Source organism: Streptomyces sp. NPDC090021, assembly GCF_044748225.1.
Lineage (GTDB): Bacteria > Actinomycetota > Actinomycetes > Streptomycetales > Streptomycetaceae > Streptomyces.
Genome location: NZ_JBIVFO010000046.1, coordinates 37,333 through 56,784, shown reverse-complemented (window position 1 = coordinate 56,784; position 19,452 = coordinate 37,333). Strand labels below are relative to the sequence as shown.

Sequence of the window (19,452 nt, the reverse complement as noted above, 5' to 3'; positions counted from 1 at the left end):
GCGGGCGCGGCGGGGGGGGGTTGCGGGCCCGCGTCGTGTGTTACCGCGTGTGAGCCGGAGCCACCGGCCACCGCAATTACCGGGGGGGGGGGGGGGGGGCCCCCCCCCCCACGCCCGATACTCCTACTTAGGCTTGCCTAAGTCAATGGGATCCCGACGTCTTGTCGGTAAAAGGCCCTCCGGCCGGAAACCGGTCAGGGAGGGGCCAGGGAAGGGTCAGGGAAGGGTCAGGATGTCCGCCCCGGAGTCCGTGACCGCCAGCGTGTGCTCGAACTGCGCGGTCCGCTTGCGGTCCTTGGTGACGACCGTCCAGCCGTCGTCCCACATGTCGTAGTCGTGGGTGCCCAGGGTCAGCATCGGCTCGATGGTGAAGGTCATCCCCGGCTCGATGACCGTGGTCGCGTGCGGGCTGTCGTAGTGCGGGATGATCAGGCCGGAGTGGAAGGACGAGTTGATGCCGTGGCCGGTGAAGTCCCGGACCACGCCGTAGCCGAAGCGCTTCGCGTACGACTCGATGACGCGGCCGATGACGTTGATCTGGCGCCCCGGCTTGACGGCCTTGATCGCCCGGTTCAGCGCCTCACGGGTGCGCTCCACCAGCAGCCGGGACTCCTCGTCCGCGTCGCCGCACAGGTAGGTGGCGTTGTTGTCGCCGTGCACCCCGCCGATGTACGCCGTCACGTCGAGGTTCACGATGTCGCCGTCGCGCAGCACGGTGGAATCGGGGATGCCGTGGCAGATGACCTCGTTGACCGAGGAGCAGAGCGACTTCGGGTAGCCGCGGTAGCCGAGCGTCGAGGGGTAGGCGCCGTGGTCGCACATGTACTCGTGGGCGACCTTGTCGAGCTCGTCGGTGGTCACCCCCGGCGCGATCAGCTTGGCGGCCTCCTCCATCGCCTGGGCGGCGATCCGGCCGGCGATGCGCATGGCCTCGATGGTCTCGGCCGTCTGCACCTCCGGTCCGGTGTACGGAGTGGGCGCGGGCTTGCCCACGTACTCGGGCCGGCGGATGTTTCCGGGAACGGAACGGGCGGGAGAGAGCTCGCCTGGTACGAGCAGCGACTGACCGGACATGCAAGCGAGTGTATCCAGCGGGGATGGGGCAGCATGGCGGGATAGAGCGGCACACAGCGGCTTGCGGAGGCATCGAGAGGAGCCTGGACGACGATGGCCCTGTTCAAGAAGCGCCAGGTGGGCAAAGCCGGCGAGTGGTACTACTGCCTGGTCCACCAGAAGGTCGAGGAAGGCCCCGAGTGCCCGGCCAAGGACCGGTTCGGCCCGTACGCAACACCCGAGGAGGCCGCCCACGCCATGGAGACGGCGCAGGAGCGCAACCTCGAATGGCAGAACGACCCCAAGTGGAACGACCGGACCCGCGAGGACGAAGAGGGCACGGCCCCCTGATCCGCCCCCGGTGACTACCAGCGGCTCGGCGGGGGCGCGGTCAGCCGGTCGGCCAGCCCCGCCAGCCGGTCCCGCAGCCGGCGGGAGCCGCGCTGCACCGGCGGGCCGTTCTCCCCGGCCGCCGCGCTGACCAGGTGCTGCACCATGTCCAGATCCAGTTCGGCGCCGCCGTCCGGCACCGACAGCGCGTCGTGCGCCAGCACACCCAGGTCCCGGTCCCCGCCGTCCAGGGACAGTACGGTCGCCCCCGCGCGACGGGCGTCGTGCACCCGCTCCAGCAGCCCCGCGCCGGGCTCCCGGGGCGCCACCACCAGTACGGTGTGCCCGCGCCCGGCCCCCGCCAGCCGGCCCAGCCCCACCGACAGGTGCGGCGGCTGCCCGGGCCGCACCCGGTGGCGCACGAGCGTCGGCGCCAGCTCCGGCAGGCCCGACCAGGCGGCCTCGTCGACGAGGTGCGCCGCCAGGTGCCAGGGCTCGTAGCTCTCGGTCCCCACCAGCAGCAGCTTCCCGCCGGACGGAACGACGGACCGGCGCAACGAGCCGGCGAAGCGGCGCGCGTCGCCCGGCCACTGCGTACCGGCGAGCACTTCGCGCAGCAGGGCGACCCTGACGGCATCCATGGCCGCATCCTGCCGCATCGGGCCGACACGGGGGGCGCTTCCCGGCTCTTCGACTGTGAGCTACCCGGCAGTACCCTCGCCCCCATGACTTCCTCAGACAGCACGCAGAAGCCGCCGGCCAAGGACCCGTGGGACCTGCCCGACGTGTCCGGCCTCGTCGTCGGCGTCCTCGGCGGCACCGGCGACCAGGGCCGCGGCCTCGCCTACCGGCTCGCCCGCGCCGGCCAGAAGGTGATCATCGGCTCCCGTGCCGCCGACCGCGCGCACACCGCCGCCGACGAACTGGGGCTCGGCGTGGAGGGCGCGGACAACGCCGAGTGCGCGCGCCGCAGCGACGTCGTCATCATCGCGGTGCCGTGGGAGGGCCACGCCAAGACCCTCGAAGCACTCCGCGAGGACCTCGCGGGCAAGCTCGTGGTGGACTGCGTCAACCCGCTCGGCTTCGACAAGCAGGGCGCCTACGCCCTCCGGGTCGAAGAGGGCAGCGCCGCCCAGCAGGCCGCGGCCCTCCTCCCGGACTCCCGCGTCACGGCCGCCTTCCACCACCTCTCGGCGGTCCTCCTGCAGGACGAGTCGATCGACGAGATCGACACCGACGTCATGGTCCTCGGCGAATCCCGCGCCGACACCGACATCGTCCAGGCCCTGGCCGCCCGCATCCCCGGCATGCGCGGCATCTTCGCGGGCCGCCTGCGCAACGCCCACCAGGTCGAGGCCCTCGTGGCGAACCTGATCTCCACCAACCGCCGCTACAAGGCCCACGCAGGCCTGCGCACGACGGACGTCTGACCACCGCCCGACGGCCGGAGTCCTTTACGGCAGCACTGCGGGGCATGGGGGACACTGGAGGGGCTCGACCCCCTTTCGTGTCCCCGAGGAGCTCTTTCCATGCCCCGCCTTGCCGTCTTCGCCGTTGTCGTCTGCGTCCTCGCTGTGGCCGCAGCCGTCGTCGCCTTCGTGGAGGGCAGCTTCCTCGGGATCGTGTGGGTGCTGCTCGCGGGCCTCACGTCGAACATGGCCTGGTACTACATGCGCAAGGCCAAGGCCGAGAAGGCCGCCGCCGCGCGCAACGCCTGAGGGACCCGGGGGATCAGCGCCCGGTGGCCGCCCGGGCGGCCTTGAGCGCCGCGTCGAGCGCCTGATCGGCCGGCACCGCGATGTCGGGGACGACCCCGACCCCCTCCCAGTTGCCGCCCGTCACCGTGCTGATCGTCCGGGCGGTCGGCACCGCCACCAGGACGTGCTCGCTCACCGCGTGCCGGTCCGTGGGGTGCGCGCCGCCCCGCGTGGTCTCGCCGACGACGACGGCACGGCCGTGGGCCTGGAGGGTGTAGGCGACGTCCTCGCCCCCGGAGAAGGTGAGCGCGCTGGTGAGCACGTACACGGGGCGGTCGAGGTAGCGGGGCGCGGGCAGGTGTGCCAGCGTCCAGTACTGGCGGGTGGTCCCGGTGGAGCGCTCGTAGATGTCGTTGAGGTGCACCTGGTCGTCGGGGAAGAAGTAGCTGCACCACATCGCGGCACCCTCCGGCGAGCCGCCGCGGCACGCGCGCAGGTCCAGGACGAGCGCGGAGCCGTGGGCGGCCAGCTGCATGGCCGCGCCGATCACGGCGGCGCCCTCGGCGGCCGTCGCTATCAGGCGGAGGTCGACCAGGGTGACGCCGCCGTCCAGCCGCTCGACCCGCCGCACACCGTGGTTCTCGGCCTCCAGCAGCGCCAGGAACGCGGCCTTTCCGGCGTCCTGGCCCTCCGGCTCCAGCGACTGCGGCTCCTCGACCCACAGCAGCCGCAGGTGCTTGTCCGGGCACACCTCCTGCATGTGCGCCGTGACCGTCTCGCACAGCGTCCGCTCGTCCAGGCCGTCGTACGCGCCGGCCGCGAGCCGGCCGCGGACCGCGGCGTCGATGTCCGCGGTCTTCCCGGGGAAGACGTACCCTGCGCCGATCCGCTCCAGGGCCCGCTCGATGATCTCTTCGTGTGTAGGCACGGCCGGTCATGGTAGGTGGCGGACGGGCCTGCGGCGACGGGTTTCCCGGCAGGATCCGAAGAGACGGCCCGGCCCCGGCCCGGCTGTACTGCCCCGGCCTAGCCCTGCGGGACCTCGCAGACGCCCGCGCCCTCCTGCCAGAAGCGGTAGAGGTCGCGGCCGCAGTACGTCTCCAGCTCCGACACGCCCAGCGCCGACAGCACGCCGTCCACCGCATCGAAGAAGACGGCGTTGACCGCCGGGATCCACAGCAGCGCGAAGACCGCGATCAGCCCGAACGGTGCGAGCGGCTCCATCTCGCGCCGTACCCGGTACGACAGCCAGGGCTCGATCACCCCGTACCCGTCGAGGCCCGGCACCGGCAGGAAGTTCAGGATCGCCGCCGTCACCTGGAGCATCGCGAGGAAGCCGAGCGCGTAGCGGAAGGCGAGCGGCACGCCGTCCAGCGCGTCCAGCCAGAACGGGGCCGTGCAGACGACCGCGAAGGCCACGTTCGTCAGCGGCCCCGCGGCCGAGATCAGGCTGTGCTTCCAGCGGCCCCGGATCCGGTCGCGCTCGATGAAGACCGCGCCGCCCGGCAGGCCGATCCCGCCCAGGACCACGAAGAGCACCGGCAGGACGATGCTGAGCAGCGCGTGCGTGTACTTCAGCGGGTTCAGCGTCAGGTAGCCCTTGGCGCCGACCGCGAGGTCGCCGCCGTGCAGGGCGGTACGGGCGTGCGCGTACTCGTGCAGGCAGAGGGAGACGATCCACGCCGACGTCACGAAGAGGAACACGGCGAGGCCGGCGCTCGTCGAGTACCCCGTCCACACCGCCCAGCCCGTGACGGCCATGACGGCGAAGATCCCGAGGAATACCGAACTGATCCGCCGCTCGTGGCGGGTGCCCTGATGAACCATGCGGGGAAACCTATCCCGGGGCGCGCGCGGAAAACGGTTCGGGGCCGAGCCGGGGTCCGGGGACAATGGGCCGGTGCGTTACGCGATTCTCGGCTCCGCCCAGGTCTTCCGCGACGACGGGACCCCCGTGGCCGTCGGCGGAGCGCGTCTGCGTGCGCTCCTGACCGCCCTGGCGCTGCGCCCGGGACGGGTGGTGCCGACCCGGCTGCTGGTCGACGAGGTGTGGAACGACGACCCGCCGGCCGACGCGGTGGCCGCCCTGCAGGCGCTGGTGGCCCGGCTGCGCCGGGCGCTGGGGCATACGGCCGTGCTGTCCGCCGACGGCGGCTACCGGCTGGACGCCGAACGCGAGGACGTCGACCTGTACCGCTTCGAAGCGCTGGCCCGGGCCGGCACCGAGGCGCGGGATCCGGCCGAGGCCGCCGCCCGGTACGAGGAGGCCCTCGCCCTGTGGCGCGGACCCGCCCTCGTGGACCTGCCCGACCCGGCCGCCGAGGCCGCGCGCTGGGAAGCCGTACGGATGGAGGCGCGCCGGGGCCGGCTCACCGCGGACCTGGCCCTGGGCCGGGCCGAGCACGCGCTGCCGGAGCTGACCGCGCTGTGCGCGCGGCAGCCGCTGGACGAGCCGCTCCAGGCGCTGCGGATCCGGGCCCTGCGCGCCGCGGGCCGCGCCGCGGAGGCGCTGTCCGCCTACGACGACGTACGCCGGGACCTGGCCGACCGGCTCGGCACGGACCCCGGACCGGTCCTGCGCGCCCTGCACGCCGACCTTCTGGCCCCGGCGGACTCCGCCCCGGTCCAGGTGACCTGGCCTGCGGCCGCGGGGCCGAGGTCAGCGCCCCCCGGCGGCCCGGAACAGCCGTCCGTGGCCCTGCTCCCCGGCCACGCCCCGGCCCCGGGCCACGCCCTGCTCCCCGGCCACGGTCCGGCCCCGGGCCACGCCCTGCTCCCCGGCCACGGTCCGGCCCCTGGCCACGCCCCGGCTCCGGCTCCGGCCTCGGGTCAGCCCACGTCCCCGGCCCACGCTCCGGCCGCAGGTCACCCTCCGGCTCCGGCCCACGATGCGGCCCACGCTCCGGCCGCAGGCCCGGCTCCGGGCCAGGCTCCGGCTCCGGGCCAGGCTCCGGCCCCTGGCCACGCCCCGGCTCCGGCTCCGGCCCCGGGTCAGCCCACGTCCCCGGCCCACGCTCCGGCTCCGGGCCACGCTCCGGCTCCGGGCCACGCTCCGGCTCCGGCCCACGCTCCGGCTCCGGCCCACGCTCCGGCCCCGGCCCACGCCACGGCCCACGCTCCGGCTCCGGGCCACGGTCCGGCCGCAGGTCACCCTCCGGCTTCGGGGCATGCTCCGGTCGGCGGCAGTGGTCCCGACTTCCGGGCCCCCGGTTCGGGGGCCGGGACCGGTGCGGCCGGCGGGACCGGGCGGGGCAGCGGCAATCTGCGGGCCCGGCTGACCACCTTCGTCGGCCGTGAGGACGACATCCGCGTCATCGGCGACGACCTCGCGCGGGCACGCCTCGTCACGCTCCTCGGGCCCGGCGGCGCCGGCAAGACCCGCCTCTCCCAGGAGGCCGCCGAGGCGCACGAGCCGCACGGCCGCTGGCCCGACGGCGTGTGGCTCGTCGAACTGGCCCCCGTCGACGACCCCGAGGACGTGCCCGAGGCCACCCTCGCCGCCGTCGGGGCACGGGAGGCCAAACTGCGCGGCGCCGCCGCCGAGGAGCTGCGGGCGCTGACCGAACGGGGCGACGACCCCCTCGACCGGCTCGTCGAGCACTGCGCGCACCGCTCCCTGCTGCTCGTGCTCGACAACTGCGAGCATGTCGTGGGGGCCGCCGCCGAGCTCGCCGAGCGCCTCCTCACCCACTGCCCCGGCGTCCGGATCCTCGCCACCAGCCGGGAGCCCCTCGGCATCCCGGGAGAGACCGTCCGTCCCGTCGAACCGCTGCCCGCCCCCATCGCGCTGCGGTTGCTCGCCGACCGGGGGGCGGCGGCTCGTGCCGGGTTCACCGTGGACGAGGACCCGGCCGCCGCGGCCGAGATCTGCCGCCGCCTCGACGGGCTGCCGCTCGCGATCGAGCTGGCCTCGGCGCGGCTGCGGCTGCTGACCCCGCGGCAGATCGCGGACCGGCTCGACGACCGGTTCCGGCTGCTGACCAGCGGCGCCCGTACCGTGCTGCCGCGCCAGCAGACCCTGCGGGCCGTCGTGGACTGGTCCTGGGACCTCCTCGACGAGGCCGAGCGGGCCGTCCTGCGCCGCCTGTCCGTCTTCGCGGGCGGCTGCGACCTCGCCGCCGCCGAAGCCGTCTGCAGCGACGGCACCGGCACCGGCCCCGACGTCGCCGACACCCTCGGCTCCCTCGTCGACAAGTCCCTCGTCGTCGCCACCCCCGGCCCCGGCGGCTCCGGCATGCGCTACCGCCTCCTGGAGACGGTCGCCGAGTACGCCGCCGAGCGCCTCACCGAAGCCGGCGGGGACCGCGACGACACCGCCCGCCGCCACCTCGTCCACTACCGCGAACTCGCCCGGACCAGCGACCCCCTGCTGCGCGGCCACCGCCAGCGGGAGGCGGCTGAGCGGCTGGCCACCGAGTACGAGAACCTCCGTACGGCCCTGCGCCGGGCCGTCACCACCCGCGACGCGGACGAGGCCCTCTGCCTCGTCCACGCCCTGGGCTGGTACTGGCACCTGCACGACCAGCAGACCGAGTCCCGGCACTGGGCGGAAGCGGTCGCGGCCCTCGGCCCCAATCCCTTCGCGGCCGTACCCGTCGTCCCCGCCGAGCCGGTGTACGGGCAGCTCGTGGACTCGCCGCCGCCCTACCACGGCGAGGTGCTCGACGAGGCATGGCGCGCCCTGCACCTGTTCCGGCTGGCGTCCCGGGACCAGAGCAACAAGGACTGGGACGACCCCGAGGTCCGGGCCCTGGTCGACGGGGTGATCGCCACCTACCGGCCAGGGCTCCCGCAGACCTGCCGCACCCCGGCCTCCCTGTGGATCTACGCCGTCGTGATCGCGGGCGATGCCGGGCTGCTGAAGCGCGTCGTCGACGCGACCGTCGCCACCGCCCGCACGCTCGGCTACCGCTGGGAGCTCGCCTCCGCCCTCCAGCTGCGCGCCAACATCCTCGCCAACCGTGCCGACTGGGCCGGGGACGCCTCCCGCGACGCCGACGAGAGCCTGGAGCTCTTCCGGGAACTCGGCGACGACTGGGGCTGCGCGGAGGCGCTCTCCGCCCGCGCGGAGTCCCGGGAGCGGCGCGGCGAGCACGCCCTGGCCGCCCGCGACTACCGCGAGGCGATCACGTACGCCGAACGCCTCGGCGCGAAGGCGCAGGTGACGGTGTTGCGCGTCCGGATGGCCGGCACGCTCACCGAGAACGGCGAGATCGCGGAGGCCGAGCGGATCCTCACCGAGATCACCGCCACGGTGCAGCGGTTCGGCAACGAGGCGATGCCCGCCGCGCGGATGTTCCTCGCCGGCATCCTCGGCCGTACCGGGCGCATCGACGAGGCCCGCGTCCAGATCCGGGTGCTGCGCGAGGAGTTCGCCTTCGGCGCGTACGCGATCTTCGACGTGTTCCTGCTCGCCACGACGGCCTGGCTGGACAACCAGGACGGCCGCTACGAGGACGCGCTGCAGCGGATCCGCGAGGCCACGGCCGCCTACCGGCACCCGCTGGCGCTGATGGTCGCCCCGCACCTGCCCGCGACCTTCCTGCTGACGGCAGCCGTCTCCCTGGTGTCGCCCGGCGGCCCGCAGCGGGAGTACGACGGCGCCCGGCTGCTCGGTGCCTACCGCGCGCTGGTGCCGCCCGGCCACGTCCCCGTGACGACGGAACGCGAGGACTTCGCCTTCGCCGAGCAGCAGGCGCGCTCGGCGCTCGGCGACACCGCCTACGAGGCGGCGTACGCCGAAGGCGGCGGCCTCACCCTGGAGGAGGCCACCGCCCTCGTCTGACCCGGCCCCCGGCCGGTGCCCGTCCGGGACGCGATCCGGAGTGGACCGGTCCGCGGGTCAGGTCTTCTGGCGGAACTTGCGGACCGCGAGCGGCATGGTGACCGCGGTGATGGCCAGCGACCAGAGCAGCGTCATCCACACCGAGTCGCCGACGGGGGTGCCGTTGATCAGGGCGCGGGCGGCGTCCGCCAGGTTCGACAGCGGGTTGTAGTCCGTGAAGGACTGGAGCCAGCCCGGCATCGTCGACGGCGGGGCGAAGATCGAGCTGCCGAACTGCAGCGGCATCAGGACCAGCATCGCCATGCCCTGGACGGCCTGGGCGGTCTTCATGGTGAGACCGAGCAGGATGAAGATCCACATCAGCGCGCTGCCGAAGACGGCCGACAGTCCGACGGCGAGGAACAGGTCCAGCACCGAGGACTTGATCGACAGGCCGAGCAGGAAACCCACGCCCAGCAGGATCGCGATGGCCACCATCATCCGGCCGAGCTCGACGACGATCTTGGCGAGGAGCACGGACGACCGGGCGATCGGCATGGACCGGAACCGGTCCATCACGCCCTTCTTGAAGTCGTCGTTGACCCCGGTGCCCACCGCCATCGCGATGTTCATGCCCATCATGGCCATGAGGCCCGGCACCACGTAGTTCACGTAGTCCGCCTGGTTGCCCTTGCCGGAGATCGCACCGCCGAAGACGAACACGAACAGCAGCGTGAAGATGATCGGCATGAACAGGACGTCGAACATCGACTCCGGGTCCTGCTTGATCTGCAGGGCGTTGCGGCGCACCAGGGCGCCGATGTGCCGCAGGTTGGCCCGCAGGCCGATCCGTCCCTCACCGTGCCCGGCGGCCGCCGGGGTCGGGCCGGGCGCGGGGGGAGCGGGCTTCGTCGTGGTTACGGTGCTCATGCCGCGACCTCCTCGGTCTTCCCGGTGGGAACGGAGTCCCCGACGAGCGTGGGCCTCTGGCCGGTGATGGCCAGGAACACCTCGTCGAGGCTGGGCAGGTAGGTGCCGAGGTCGGCGATCGCGTACCCGCGGGCGGCCAGCAGGCCGACCACGGCGGTCAGCTGCTCGTCGCTCAGGATCGGTACGAGGAGCACGCCCTCGTCCGGCACGGCCTGGGAGCCGGCCACGCCGTCCAGTCCGGCCTCGGCCAGCGAGCGGGCCATGCCCGGCAGGTCCGCGGCGGACACGGGCCGGATCCTCAGGGTGCGGCCGCCGACGCGGGCCTTCAGCTCGTCGACCTTGCCCTTGGCTATGACCCTGCCGCGGTCGATGACCGTCAGCTCGCTCGCCAGCTGCTCGGCCTCCTCCATGTACTGCGTGGTCAGCAGCACGGTGGCGCCCTCCGCGACCAGGCGCTGGACCTCGTCCCACACCTCGTTGCGGGTGCGGGGGTCGAGACCGGTGGTCGGCTCGTCCAGGTAGATCACGGCCGGCCGGCCGATCAGTGAGGCGGCGAGGTCCAGCCGGCGCCGCATACCGCCGGAGTAGTGCATGGCGGCCTTCTTCGCCGCCTCGGTCAGGGAGAAGCGCTCCAGCATCTCGTCCGCCCGGCTGCGGGCGTCCTTGCGGGAGAGGTCGAGCAGCCGCCCGATCATGTAGAGGTTCTCCCAGCCGGAGAGCTTCTCGTCGACCGAGGCGTACTGGCCGGTCAGGCCGATGGTGCGGCGCAGCTGCCGCGGCTGGCGGACCACGTCGAAGCCGGCGACGGTGGCCGTGCCCGCGTCCGGGGTGATCAGGGTGGAGAGGCAGCGCACCAGCGTGGTCTTGCCGGCGCCGTTGGGCCCGAGGACCCCGAGGACCGTGCCCTCCCGGACCTCCAGGTCGACACCGTCGAGGGCCTTGGTCTCGCCGTAGTGCTTGACCAGCCCCCGCACCTCCACGGCGTTGGGGTTCTTGTCGTTTCGCGTCATGTCCACCATGGGACCAGGCGCCACTGACAAAGCTCCGACAGGCGACCGACAAACGTACGACAGACGTACGACAGAGCGACGACAGACAGACGACGGCCCGCCGACGCTCGGTCGGCGGGCCGTCGGAGCGGTTCACCTCACATCAGCGGAGTGCGTCCGCGGAGCGGTCTCAGTGGAAGGCGTGCTGCTCCTGCGGGAAGGTGCCGCCGACGACGTCCTCGGCGAAGGCCTTCGCCGCGTCCGTCATGGTCTCGCGGAGCTTCGCGTACTGCTTGACGAACTTCGGCATCTTCCCGCCGGTCAGGCCCATCATGTCGGTCCACACCAGGACCTGCGCGTCGCAGTCCGCGCCCGCGCCGATGCCGACCGTCGGGATGTGCAGGGAGCGGGTGACCTCGGCGGCCAGCTCGGCCGGGACGAGCTCCAGCACGACCGCGAACGCGCCCGCGTCCTGCGCGGCCTTCGCGTCGCGCAGCAGCCGGTGCGCGGCCTCGTCGCCGCGGCCCTGCACCCGGTAGCCCATCGCGTTGACCGACTGCGGAGTCAGACCCAGGTGGGACATGACGGGGATGCCCGCCTGCACGATCAGCTCGGTCTGGGCCAGCGAACGCTCGCCGCCCTCCAGCTTCACGGCGCCCACCCCGGCCTCCTTGACCAGGCGGGTCGCGCTGCGCAGCGCCTGCACGGGGCCTTCCTGGTACGAGCCGAACGGCATGTCGCCGATGACCAGCGCACGGCTGGTGCCGCGTACGACGGCCGCCGAGAGCATGGTCATGTGGTCCATCGTCACCGGGACGGTGGAGTCGAAACCGAGGTGGCAATTGCCCATCGAGTCGCCGACGAGGATGACCGGGATGCCGGACTCGTCGAAGACGGACGCGGTCATCGCGTCGTAGGCGGTGAGCATGGGCCACTTCTCGCCGCGTTCCTTGGCGAGGGTCAGGTCGCGGACGGTGATGCGCCGGGTGCCCGTGCCTCCGTACAGGGTGGGGGAGGCCGCGGCTGCGGGTTCGCGGGCAGGCGAAACGGCGTGCGTCATTGCAACTGCTCCTTGTGTCATCTCGAGGCACCCTCACGGTGTCCCCGGACTCACCCACCATGGTGGCATCCCCGGGGGCGTGGGCGGAAGTGGTGCGCGGCGTCCGCCGGCCGGGTACGCCAATGTGCGCGTTTCGTGACAAGCGGAACCCCCTGCGTACGGCCGTTCGTCCTCCCGGACGTACGACCGTGACGGATGGTCGTGACGTACAGCACGGAAGGCTCCGCTTCATCGCCTAGGGTCAAGGGGCGGGGACGGAGCGCGAGCACGGCAGTGAGGGCAGCGGCATGGCACAGGCGTACAGGACGGAACCGGGGAACGGCGGCTCGGAGCCCGAGCCCTCCGGGTCCCGCGTCCGGCGCCGGCTGGCCGAACTGCGCAGAGACCCCGGGATCTGGCGGCGGGGGGTGGTCCTGGCGGCGATCGCCGTCCTGCTGGCGCTGGTGATGATCTTCCACGCGGAGCTGCCCAACGACGTGGGCAACCTCGGCAGCCTCACCGAGACCTTCCTTCCCTGGCTCGGCCTGGCCGTTCCGCTTCTGGTGGCGGGCGCCCTCTTCCGGCGGTCCGCGACCGCGCTGATCGCGGTCCTGCTGCCCGCGGTGGTCTGGCTGAACCTCTTCGGCGGCCTGGTCTTCGACAAGTCCGGCACCGGCGGCGACCTGGTCGTCGCCACCCACAACGTCGACGCCGACAACCCCGACCCGCGCGGCACCGCCGCGTCGGTCGCCCGCTCCGGCGCCGACGTCCTGGCCCTCACCGAGCTCAAGGGCAGCGTCGTCCCCGTCTACGAGAAGGCCCTGGCGGGCACCTACAAGTACCACTCGGTCGAGGGCACCGTAGGCCTGTGGAGCAAGTACCCGCTGAGCGGCAGCGCGCCCGTGGACATCCGGATGGGCTGGACCCGGGCCATGCGCGCCACCGTCGCCACGCCGCAGGGCGACGTCGCGGCCTTCGTCGCGCACCTGCCCTCGGTCCGCGTGAAGCTGAACGCGGGCTTCACCGCCAACCAGCGCGACGACAGTGCCGACGCCCTGGGTGCCGCGCTCGCCGCCGAACCCCTGAAGAAGGTCGTCCTCCTCGGCGACCTGAACGGCACCATGAACGACCGCGCCCTCTCCGAGGTCACCTCGCAGATGCGCTCCACGCAGGGCGCGGCGGGCGACGGCTTCGGCTTCAGCTGGCCGGCCCAGTTCCCGATGGCCCGCATCGACCAGATCATGGTCCGCGGGATCCGGCCCGAGGCATCCTGGACCCTGCCCCGCACGGGCAGCGACCACCTGCCGGTCGCCGCGCGGCTGACCGTGAACAAGTAGGACGACGCGCGGCGGCCCGGAGCGGCACGCGGGGGCCCCACCGCTTCGGCGGCGGGGCCCCCGCGTGCCGCTCGGGCCCCGCGGGGGTGGTGCTCAGGCCCGGCGCGGGTGGGCGCTCAAGCCCGGTGCGTGGCGCTCAGGCCCGCTCGCGCCAGCCGTTCGTGATCGGCAGTCGGCGGTCCTTGCCGAAGCCCTTCGCGGAGATCTTCGTGCCCGGCGGGTACTGGCGGCGCTTGTACTCGGCCGTGTCGACCATCCGCAGGGTCTTCGCGACCAGCTCGGCGTCGAAGCCGGCGGCCACGATCTCGTCCAGCCCCTGGTCCCGGTCCACGTACAGGGCGAGGATCGCGTCGAGGACCGGGTAGTCCGGCAGCGAGTCGGTGTCCACCTGCCCCGGGCGCAGCTCGGCGCTCGGCGGCTTCACGATCGAGTTCTCCGGGATCGGCGGGGTCTCCCCGCGCTCGGCCGCTGCCCGGTTGCGGTACCGGGCCAGGCGGAAGACATCGCTCTTGTAGACGTCCTTGATCGGCCCGTACGCGCCCACGGAGTCGCCGTACAGGGTGGAGTAGCCGACGGCCAGCTCCGACTTGTTGCCGGGGGCCAGCACGATGTGGCCCTCCTGGTTGGAGAGGGCCATCAGCAGGGTGCCGCGCAGCCGGGACTGGAGGTTCTCCTCGGCGAGGCCGGTGAGGCCCAGCGAACCCATGAAGGCGTCGAACATCGGCTCGATCGACACGGTCCGGAAGTTCAGGCCGGCGCGCTCGGCCAGGTCGGCCGCGTCGCCCCTGGAATGGTCCGAGGAGTACTTCGAGGGCATCGAGACGCCGTACACGTTCTGCGCGCCGATCGCGTCGCAGGCGATGGCGGCGACGAGCGCGGAGTCGATGCCTCCGGAGAGGCCGATCAGGACGGACCGGAATCCGTTCTTCTTCACGTACGCGCGCAGACCCACGACCAGCGCGTCGTAGACCTCCTCGTCGTCGTCGAGCCGGTCGGCGTAGCCGCCGGTCACGACCGGCTCGTACGGCTCCACCGGCTCCTCGGACAGGACGACGCGGTCGATACGCAGCCCGTCGTCGACCACGCCCTCGGGGGCGTCGGCGCGTGCGGCCGGCAGGTCGAGGTCGATCAGGACGCAGCCCTCGGAGAACTGCGGGGCGCGGGCGACGACCTCGCCGTCGGCGCCGACGACGATCGAGTCGCCGTCGAAGACCAGCTCGTCCTGTCCGCCGATCATCGCCAGGTAGGCGAGGGTGCAGCCCGCCTCCTGGGCGCGCTTCTGCACCAGTTCGAGGCGTACGTCGTCCTTGTTGCGCTCGTACGGGGAGGCGTTGATCGAGACCAGCAGCCCGGCTCCGGCGGAACGGGTGGCCGGGACCCGGCCGCCCTCCTGCCAGAGGTCCTCGCAGATGGCCAGGGCCACGTCGACGCCGTGCACCCGGATCACAGGCTGCGTGTCGCCGGGCACGAAGTACCGGAACTCGTCGAACACGCCGTAGTTGGGCAGGTGGTGCTTGGCGAAGCGCAGCACCACCCGGCCGCGGTGCAGGACGGCCGCCGCGTTCTCCGGGGAACCGGCCGGGCGGCCGAGGCGGGGCGCCGCCTGCTCCGTCCGGTCGAGGTAGCCGACGACGACCGGCAGCTCGCCGAGCCCCTCGGCGGCCAGCCGCTCCGCGAGTGCGCGCAGGGCGCTGCGGGAGGCCTCGACGAAGGAACCGCGCAGGGCCAGGTCCTCGACGGGGTACCCGGTCAGCACCATCTCCGGGAACGCCACCAGGTGGGCGCCCTGCTCGGCGGAGTGCCGGGTCCAGTGGACGACCGAGTCGGCGTTCGCGGCGATGTCGCCGACGTGCGAGTCGATCTGATTCAGAGCGAGGCGTAGTTGAGGCACGCGGCCCAGTCTAATCGTCTTTCTGACGCGATGTCCTGGGTCCCGCCTGTTTCCCGGGATCCACGGTGTGCCGGGGGGCTCCCGCGGGCCGTACGGCGAGGCCTGCCGCGGGCCGTACGCGGAGCCCTGCGCACGGCCCGTTGCGGCCGTACGCGGGCCCCTGCGCACGACTCGTTGCGGCCGTACGCGGGCCCGCCGGACGGCCGTGTCAGCCGATGGGCCCGGCGTACTTCACGTCGTCGAGCAGGGTGCCGGCGGAGATGTCCGCGGTGATGCTCGCGGTGCCCTCGGGGATCTCGAACGCCACGACGCCGCTGGCGGATTCGCCCGGCAGGATCGACCCCTGCACCATCTTGGGGACGCTGCTGCCGCCGCCGCTGTCGAAGACCATCTCGGCGGTCATGCCCTTGTCGTCACGGACGTTGGGCACCGCGTAGATCACCTCGTGCGGTGCGGTCGAGCCGTTGGTGATGGTGACCGTGATCTGGACCGCGTTCTTGACCTGCTCGCGGGCGATGATGCCCTTCGGCTCGTACTTCGTCGGCTTCGAGAGGCTCACCTTGACGCCGCCCGGGTAGGTGAAGGTCTCGCCGAACGGGAGCGCGCTGGTCAGTCCCGGGACCTGGGAGGGCGAGGGGGACTTGGACGGCCACGGCTCGCTGCTGGGGTACGTGCCGTCCAGGTCCAGATCGTCCTCGTCGATGCTCGCCTCGATGCGGTCGGGGCCCCGGTCGAACACGGCGACGGTCAGGAAGAAGCCGCCGACGGAGGCGAGCATGCCCACCCCGCCGAGAACGGTGCCGAGGATGGCCATCGACCGGTTCGGGGCGCCCTTGTTGGCGCGCACGAGGGCGCCGATGCCCAGGCCCAGGCCGGTCAGGGCGAGGATGCCGCCGAGCCAGAAGAGGAGCGGGACGAGGCCCAGCATGATGCCGAAGCCGCCGACGATCAGAGCGGCGACGGCCAGGCCGTTGGTGGCCGGGGCGGTCTGCGCGTAGCCGCCGTACGGGGCGGAGCCATAGCCGTAGCCGTGGCCGTAGCCGGGTGCGGGCCACTGGTCGCCGGGGGCGCCGGGAGCGCCGAAGGGAGCGGTGGGCGCGCCGAGGGCCTCGGGTGCGCCGAAGGGCGCGCCCGGGCCGCTGGGGGCCGGGGCCGGCGAGGCGAACGCCGCTTGAGCCGCGGCCGGTTCGGCGGCGGAGGGCCCGGGGGCGGGGGTGGAGGCGTCGGCCGCCGCGGGAGCGGCTGCCAGGACCTCGTCGGCCTGCGCCGGTTCCACGGCGGGCTCCGGGGCGGGCTCCGCGGCAGGACCCGGGGCCGCGTCGGGGGTCCGTTCGGATACCGACTCGGCGGCGGGTGCGGCGGCTGCGGCGGGTGCGACGGGGGGCTTCTCGAGCGAGAGCGGCTGTGCGGGCGCCGGTATCGGGGCCGTCTCGGGAGCGGGCGTGCCCGCCGGTTCCGTCGGCGGGCCGGAGGGGGTGCTGGGCGGGTTCTGCGGGGTGGTCATACCGGCGGAAGCGTCCTTTGTCGCGGCTGTCGTGATCACAGCAAGGGTGCCATGCCGGTGGCGAACGTCCTTCCGAATTCCCGCCCGCCGCCGCTGGAGCCGGTAGCCGGTCACCGTCCTCATCCCGGACCCCGAGTGGTGGACGTTGTGGCAGTGCGTCATCCGCAACCCCGGGTTGTCGGCGTCGAAGTCGGCCGTCAGCCGCCCGCCGGGCAGGACGATCGAGGTGTCCTTGCGCGCCCCGCCGGGCTTCTCGCCGAGCGCGAAGCTGTGCCCGTACAAGGTGCACCGGATGCCGCACCGGGGTCGAGTTGCGGGACTCAGGACCGCCGGCCGCGGCGCGAGGTCGAGGGCGGTTCCCGCCGGCACGGCGGTGCGGCAGCCGGACGCGGGACGGTCCGTTCCGGCCCCGGACGACGTCGCCGGGGCGGTGTGCGCCGACTCCGGAGCCGTTTCCCGGACCGGCCCCCGTAGCTGCGGCGGGGCGGCAGGAGTGTGGTGAGCGCCACCACGCGCGGCCGCACCGGGAGCCCGGGCCGAGGCAACGCACCGGCCCGGGGACACGTCCTCCATGGCGTGGGGCTCGGCAGGACGGCCCGGGGACAGCATGGTGACGGCACCGGGCGGCAGCGCGGCGAGCAGCGGGATCCGGGGCCCCGGGGCGGCTCGCCGAGCACCCCGCGTCACGGCCGGAACCTTACCCGGGGTGGGTATCCGATCGGAGGACCGACCCCGGAGCTTGATTAGGATTAGTCACACTATGTCCACACATGGGCTCTCTCCGCGCACCGCCTGGCCGGTCGCCCTCCTGATCGGCCTCGCCGGCGCCGCCTACACCGCGTGGGTGCTCGAAGTCGTCGTCTCCACGGGCCTCAACCCCATCGAGACGTACGTCAGCGAACTCGCCGCCCAGGACCAGCCGCTCGGCGGCCTCTTCCGTGCCACCGACTTCACCGCCGGAACGCTCGCCTTCGCCGGCGGCCTGCTGGCCCTGCTACGGCTGCTGAAGTTCGCGGAGTCCCGCCGCCTGTGGGCGGTCGTCGGCTGGGCCGGGGTCACCCTCTTCGGCGCGGCCACCGCCGCCGACGCCTGGCTCCCGCTGAGCTGCACGCCCACCGCGGACCCCGAATGCGCCGCCCGGGAGACCGCCGGGCTCGTCCCCGCCACCCACCAGGCCCATGCCGTCAGCAGCACCCTCGCCATGACCGGGGCCCTCGTGGGCCTGGTGGCCCTGACCGTCGCCGCCCGCCGCTACGGCTGGTTCGCCCCGCTCGCCCGCTACGGTCCCGCGCTGGTCGTCCTGGAACTGCTCGCCACCACCTGGACCCTGTCCGCCATCGCGATGTTCACCGCCGGACGCGGCACGTGGGCGCTCGGCGCCGGACAGCGGCTCCAGGTCCTGCTGGTGGCGATCTGGCTGGGCCTGCTCGCCTACTCCGTCCACAAGGAACGCCGCACATGACCGCGCACGGGCCGCACGGGTCGCACGGGCCGCACAGGTCGCACGGGTCGCACGGGTCGCACGGGCCGCACGGGTCGTCGTACACCAGGGGGAAGGGCCGGGGCCGGGGCCAGGGCGCGGGCCCGGGCCCGGGCGCGTTCCTGCGTGTCGACGGGAGCGTGCTGCACGTCGTCGTCGAGGGCCGGGGCCCCGTGTGCGTGCTCAGTGCCGGACTCGCCATGGCCTGGTTCGACTGGGACGCGGTCGCCGCCCTCCTCGCCGCCCGGGGCCGCACCGTCGTCCGCTTCGACCGCCCCGGCCACGGCCTCAGCGGCCCCGCCACCGCGCCGCCCACCACCGCGGGGGAGGCCCACCGGATCGCCGGACTGCTCGACGCACTGGGGTACGGCGGGCCCGCCGCCGCCCCCGTCACCGTCGTCGGGCACTCGATCGCCGCCTTCCACGCCGAGGGCTTCGCCCGCCTCTACCCCCAGCGCACCGCCGCCCTGGTCCTCCTCGACGGCAGCGTCGAGGAGGACCCCCGTACGCTGCTGCCCGCCGCGCTGCGCACCGGCACCGCCCGAGCCCTCGGCCGGGCCGCCACCGCCGCCGGGCTGCCCGCCGCGCTCGGCCCGGCAGCCCGGCGCGCCACCGTACGGGCCTCCCGCACCGGCGGCCCGGACCCGGCCCCGGCGGACCTCGTACGCCGCTGCTACCGCACCGGCCGCGTGTGGCGCGGAGCCCTGCTGGAGAACTCCCGCTATCTGGACATGGCCGCCGAACTGGCCTCCCTGCGCCGGACCCGCCCGCTGACCGCCCCCGCCACCGTCCTCGCCGGACACGACGGATCGTCCGGCCGGGGCGCGCTGCGCTGGCTGGGCCGCCAGGCGGACCTCGCCGACCTGCTCGGCGCCCGCTTCGAGGTCGCCGAACCCGCCGGCCACCTGGTCATGCTCGACCGCCCGGACCAGGTGGCCCGGGCGGTCGTGGAGACGGGTGAGCGGGAGCGGGAGGACGTGTTCTGACGGGCTGCGTGCCCCGTCAGCGCCTGGCGTAGACCTTCTCGACGAAGCCCGCCAGCTGGTCCTCGGACAGGTGCTGGGCCAGGTCCGCCTCACTGATCATGCCGACCAGCTTCTTGTCCCTGATCACGGGAAGCCGCTTGATCTGGTGGCTCTCCATCTCGTCCAGCACGGCGGACACGTCCGCGCCGGCGTCGATCCAGCGCGGGGTGCCCCTGGCCATGTCCCCGCACGTCGTCTTCGCCGGGTCCAGGCCCTTGGCCACGCAGTTCACGACGATGTCGCGGTCGGTGATGATCCCGCACAACCGCTCGTCGCTGTCGCTGATGGGCAGCGCACCCACATGGAGCCGGGCCATCAGCTCGGCGGCCCGGTCAAGGGTCTCGTGCGCCGGGATCCACTGGGCCCCGGGGTGCATGATGTCTGCGGCGGTGGTCATGACTGAACCTCCTGAG

The 19,452-nt window shown here is 73.5% G+C and carries 17 protein-coding genes; 7 read left to right on the top strand and 10 right to left on the bottom strand.

What is annotated here, in order from left to right; genetic code table 11:
* Window positions 1-216: 216 nt before the first annotated feature.
* Window positions 217-1,074, bottom strand: a complete 858-nt coding sequence (gene map / locus ACIPXC_RS29695) for a type I methionyl aminopeptidase (protein ID WP_401624237.1) — start codon at window positions 1,072-1,074, stop codon at window positions 217-219.
* Between the two features lie 93 nt (window positions 1,075-1,167).
* On the opposite strand from map, the gene ACIPXC_RS29690 reads away from it, so the two are divergent.
* A complete protein-coding gene (locus ACIPXC_RS29690) occupies window positions 1,168-1,404 on the top strand; it encodes a hypothetical protein (RefSeq protein WP_401624235.1) in 237 nt (78 codons plus the stop codon).
* A gap of 14 nt (window positions 1,405-1,418) precedes the next feature.
* Here ACIPXC_RS29690 and ACIPXC_RS29685 read toward each other — a convergent pair whose 3' ends face one another.
* Window positions 1,419-2,024, bottom strand: coding sequence for a hypothetical protein (locus tag ACIPXC_RS29685; protein ID WP_401624233.1), 606 nt, complete (start codon window positions 2,022-2,024; stop codon window positions 1,419-1,421).
* 84 nt (window positions 2,025-2,108) lie between these two features.
* On the opposite strand from ACIPXC_RS29685, the gene npdG reads away from it, so the two are divergent.
* Both npdG and ACIPXC_RS29675 read left to right on the top strand, forming a co-directional pair.
* A complete protein-coding gene (gene npdG / locus ACIPXC_RS29680) occupies window positions 2,109-2,813 on the top strand; it encodes an NADPH-dependent F420 reductase (protein WP_401624231.1) in 705 nt (234 codons plus the stop codon).
* Window positions 2,814-2,912: 99 nt separating this feature from the next.
* Entirely contained in the window at window positions 2,913-3,101 is a 189-nt protein-coding gene (locus ACIPXC_RS29675) for a hypothetical protein (protein ID WP_401624229.1), read from the top strand.
* Between the two features lie 13 nt (window positions 3,102-3,114).
* Here ACIPXC_RS29675 and ACIPXC_RS29670 read toward each other — a convergent pair whose 3' ends face one another.
* Both ACIPXC_RS29670 and ACIPXC_RS29665 read right to left on the bottom strand, forming a co-directional pair.
* Entirely contained in the window at window positions 3,115-4,008 is an 894-nt protein-coding gene (locus tag ACIPXC_RS29670) for a S41 family peptidase (protein WP_401624227.1), read from the bottom strand.
* A gap of 98 nt (window positions 4,009-4,106) precedes the next feature.
* Window positions 4,107-4,907: a site-2 protease family protein gene (locus ACIPXC_RS29665; protein WP_401624225.1), complete on the bottom strand. Its 801-nt coding sequence runs from the start codon at window positions 4,905-4,907 to the stop codon at window positions 4,107-4,109.
* Window positions 4,908-4,980: 73 nt separating this feature from the next.
* On the opposite strand from ACIPXC_RS29665, the gene ACIPXC_RS29660 reads away from it, so the two are divergent.
* Window positions 4,981-8,865, top strand: coding sequence for an AfsR/SARP family transcriptional regulator (locus ACIPXC_RS29660; RefSeq protein WP_401624223.1), 3,885 nt, complete (start codon window positions 4,981-4,983; stop codon window positions 8,863-8,865).
* Window positions 8,866-8,922: 57 nt separating this feature from the next.
* Here the strand turns inward: ACIPXC_RS29660 and ACIPXC_RS29655 are convergent, their stop codons facing one another.
* From ACIPXC_RS29655 to panB, 3 genes are all read right to left on the bottom strand, one after another.
* Window positions 8,923-9,774, bottom strand: a complete 852-nt coding sequence (locus ACIPXC_RS29655) for an ABC transporter permease (RefSeq protein ID WP_401624221.1) — start codon at window positions 9,772-9,774, stop codon at window positions 8,923-8,925.
* Window positions 9,771-10,793 (bottom strand): ATP-binding cassette domain-containing protein, encoded by a 1,023-nt coding sequence (locus ACIPXC_RS29650; RefSeq protein WP_401624219.1) that lies wholly within the window; start codon window positions 10,791-10,793, stop codon window positions 9,771-9,773. Before ACIPXC_RS29650 ends, ACIPXC_RS29655 begins: the two co-directional genes overlap by 4 nt.
* 160 nt (window positions 10,794-10,953) lie before the next feature.
* A complete protein-coding gene (gene panB / locus ACIPXC_RS29645; protein WP_392577465.1) occupies window positions 10,954-11,823 on the bottom strand; it encodes a 3-methyl-2-oxobutanoate hydroxymethyltransferase in 870 nt (289 codons plus the stop codon).
* A gap of 287 nt (window positions 11,824-12,110) precedes the next feature.
* On the opposite strand from panB, the gene ACIPXC_RS29640 reads away from it, so the two are divergent.
* Window positions 12,111-13,139 carry an endonuclease/exonuclease/phosphatase family protein gene (locus ACIPXC_RS29640; protein ID WP_401624216.1) on the top strand — a complete coding sequence of 343 codons (1,029 nt, stop codon included), beginning with the start codon at window positions 12,111-12,113 and terminating at the stop codon, window positions 13,137-13,139.
* 136 nt (window positions 13,140-13,275) lie between these two features.
* Here ACIPXC_RS29640 and ACIPXC_RS29635 read toward each other — a convergent pair whose 3' ends face one another.
* Both ACIPXC_RS29635 and ACIPXC_RS29630 read right to left on the bottom strand, forming a co-directional pair.
* Entirely contained in the window at window positions 13,276-15,030 is a 1,755-nt protein-coding gene (locus ACIPXC_RS29635; RefSeq protein ID WP_401624214.1) for an NAD+ synthase, read from the bottom strand.
* Between the two features lie 208 nt (window positions 15,031-15,238).
* Window positions 15,239-16,816 (bottom strand): multicopper oxidase domain-containing protein, encoded by a 1,578-nt coding sequence (locus ACIPXC_RS29630; RefSeq protein ID WP_401624212.1) that lies wholly within the window; start codon window positions 16,814-16,816, stop codon window positions 15,239-15,241.
* Window positions 16,817-17,294: 478 nt separating this feature from the next.
* Between ACIPXC_RS29630 and ACIPXC_RS29625 the strand changes: the two genes are divergently transcribed.
* Window positions 17,295-17,996 carry a DUF998 domain-containing protein gene (locus ACIPXC_RS29625; RefSeq protein ID WP_401624210.1) on the top strand — a complete coding sequence of 234 codons (702 nt, stop codon included), beginning with the start codon at window positions 17,295-17,297 and terminating at the stop codon, window positions 17,994-17,996.
* Window positions 17,993-19,000, top strand: a complete 1,008-nt coding sequence (locus tag ACIPXC_RS29620) for an alpha/beta fold hydrolase (protein ID WP_401624208.1) — start codon at window positions 17,993-17,995, stop codon at window positions 18,998-19,000. The genes ACIPXC_RS29625 and ACIPXC_RS29620 overlap by 4 nt, the downstream gene beginning before the upstream one ends.
* 16 nt (window positions 19,001-19,016) lie before the next feature.
* Here ACIPXC_RS29620 and ACIPXC_RS29615 read toward each other — a convergent pair whose 3' ends face one another.
* On the bottom strand, window positions 19,017-19,436 hold the full coding sequence (locus ACIPXC_RS29615; RefSeq protein ID WP_401624206.1) for a CBS domain-containing protein: 420 nt from the start codon (window positions 19,434-19,436) through the stop codon (window positions 19,017-19,019).
* Between the last annotated feature and the right edge of the window lie 16 nt (window positions 19,437-19,452).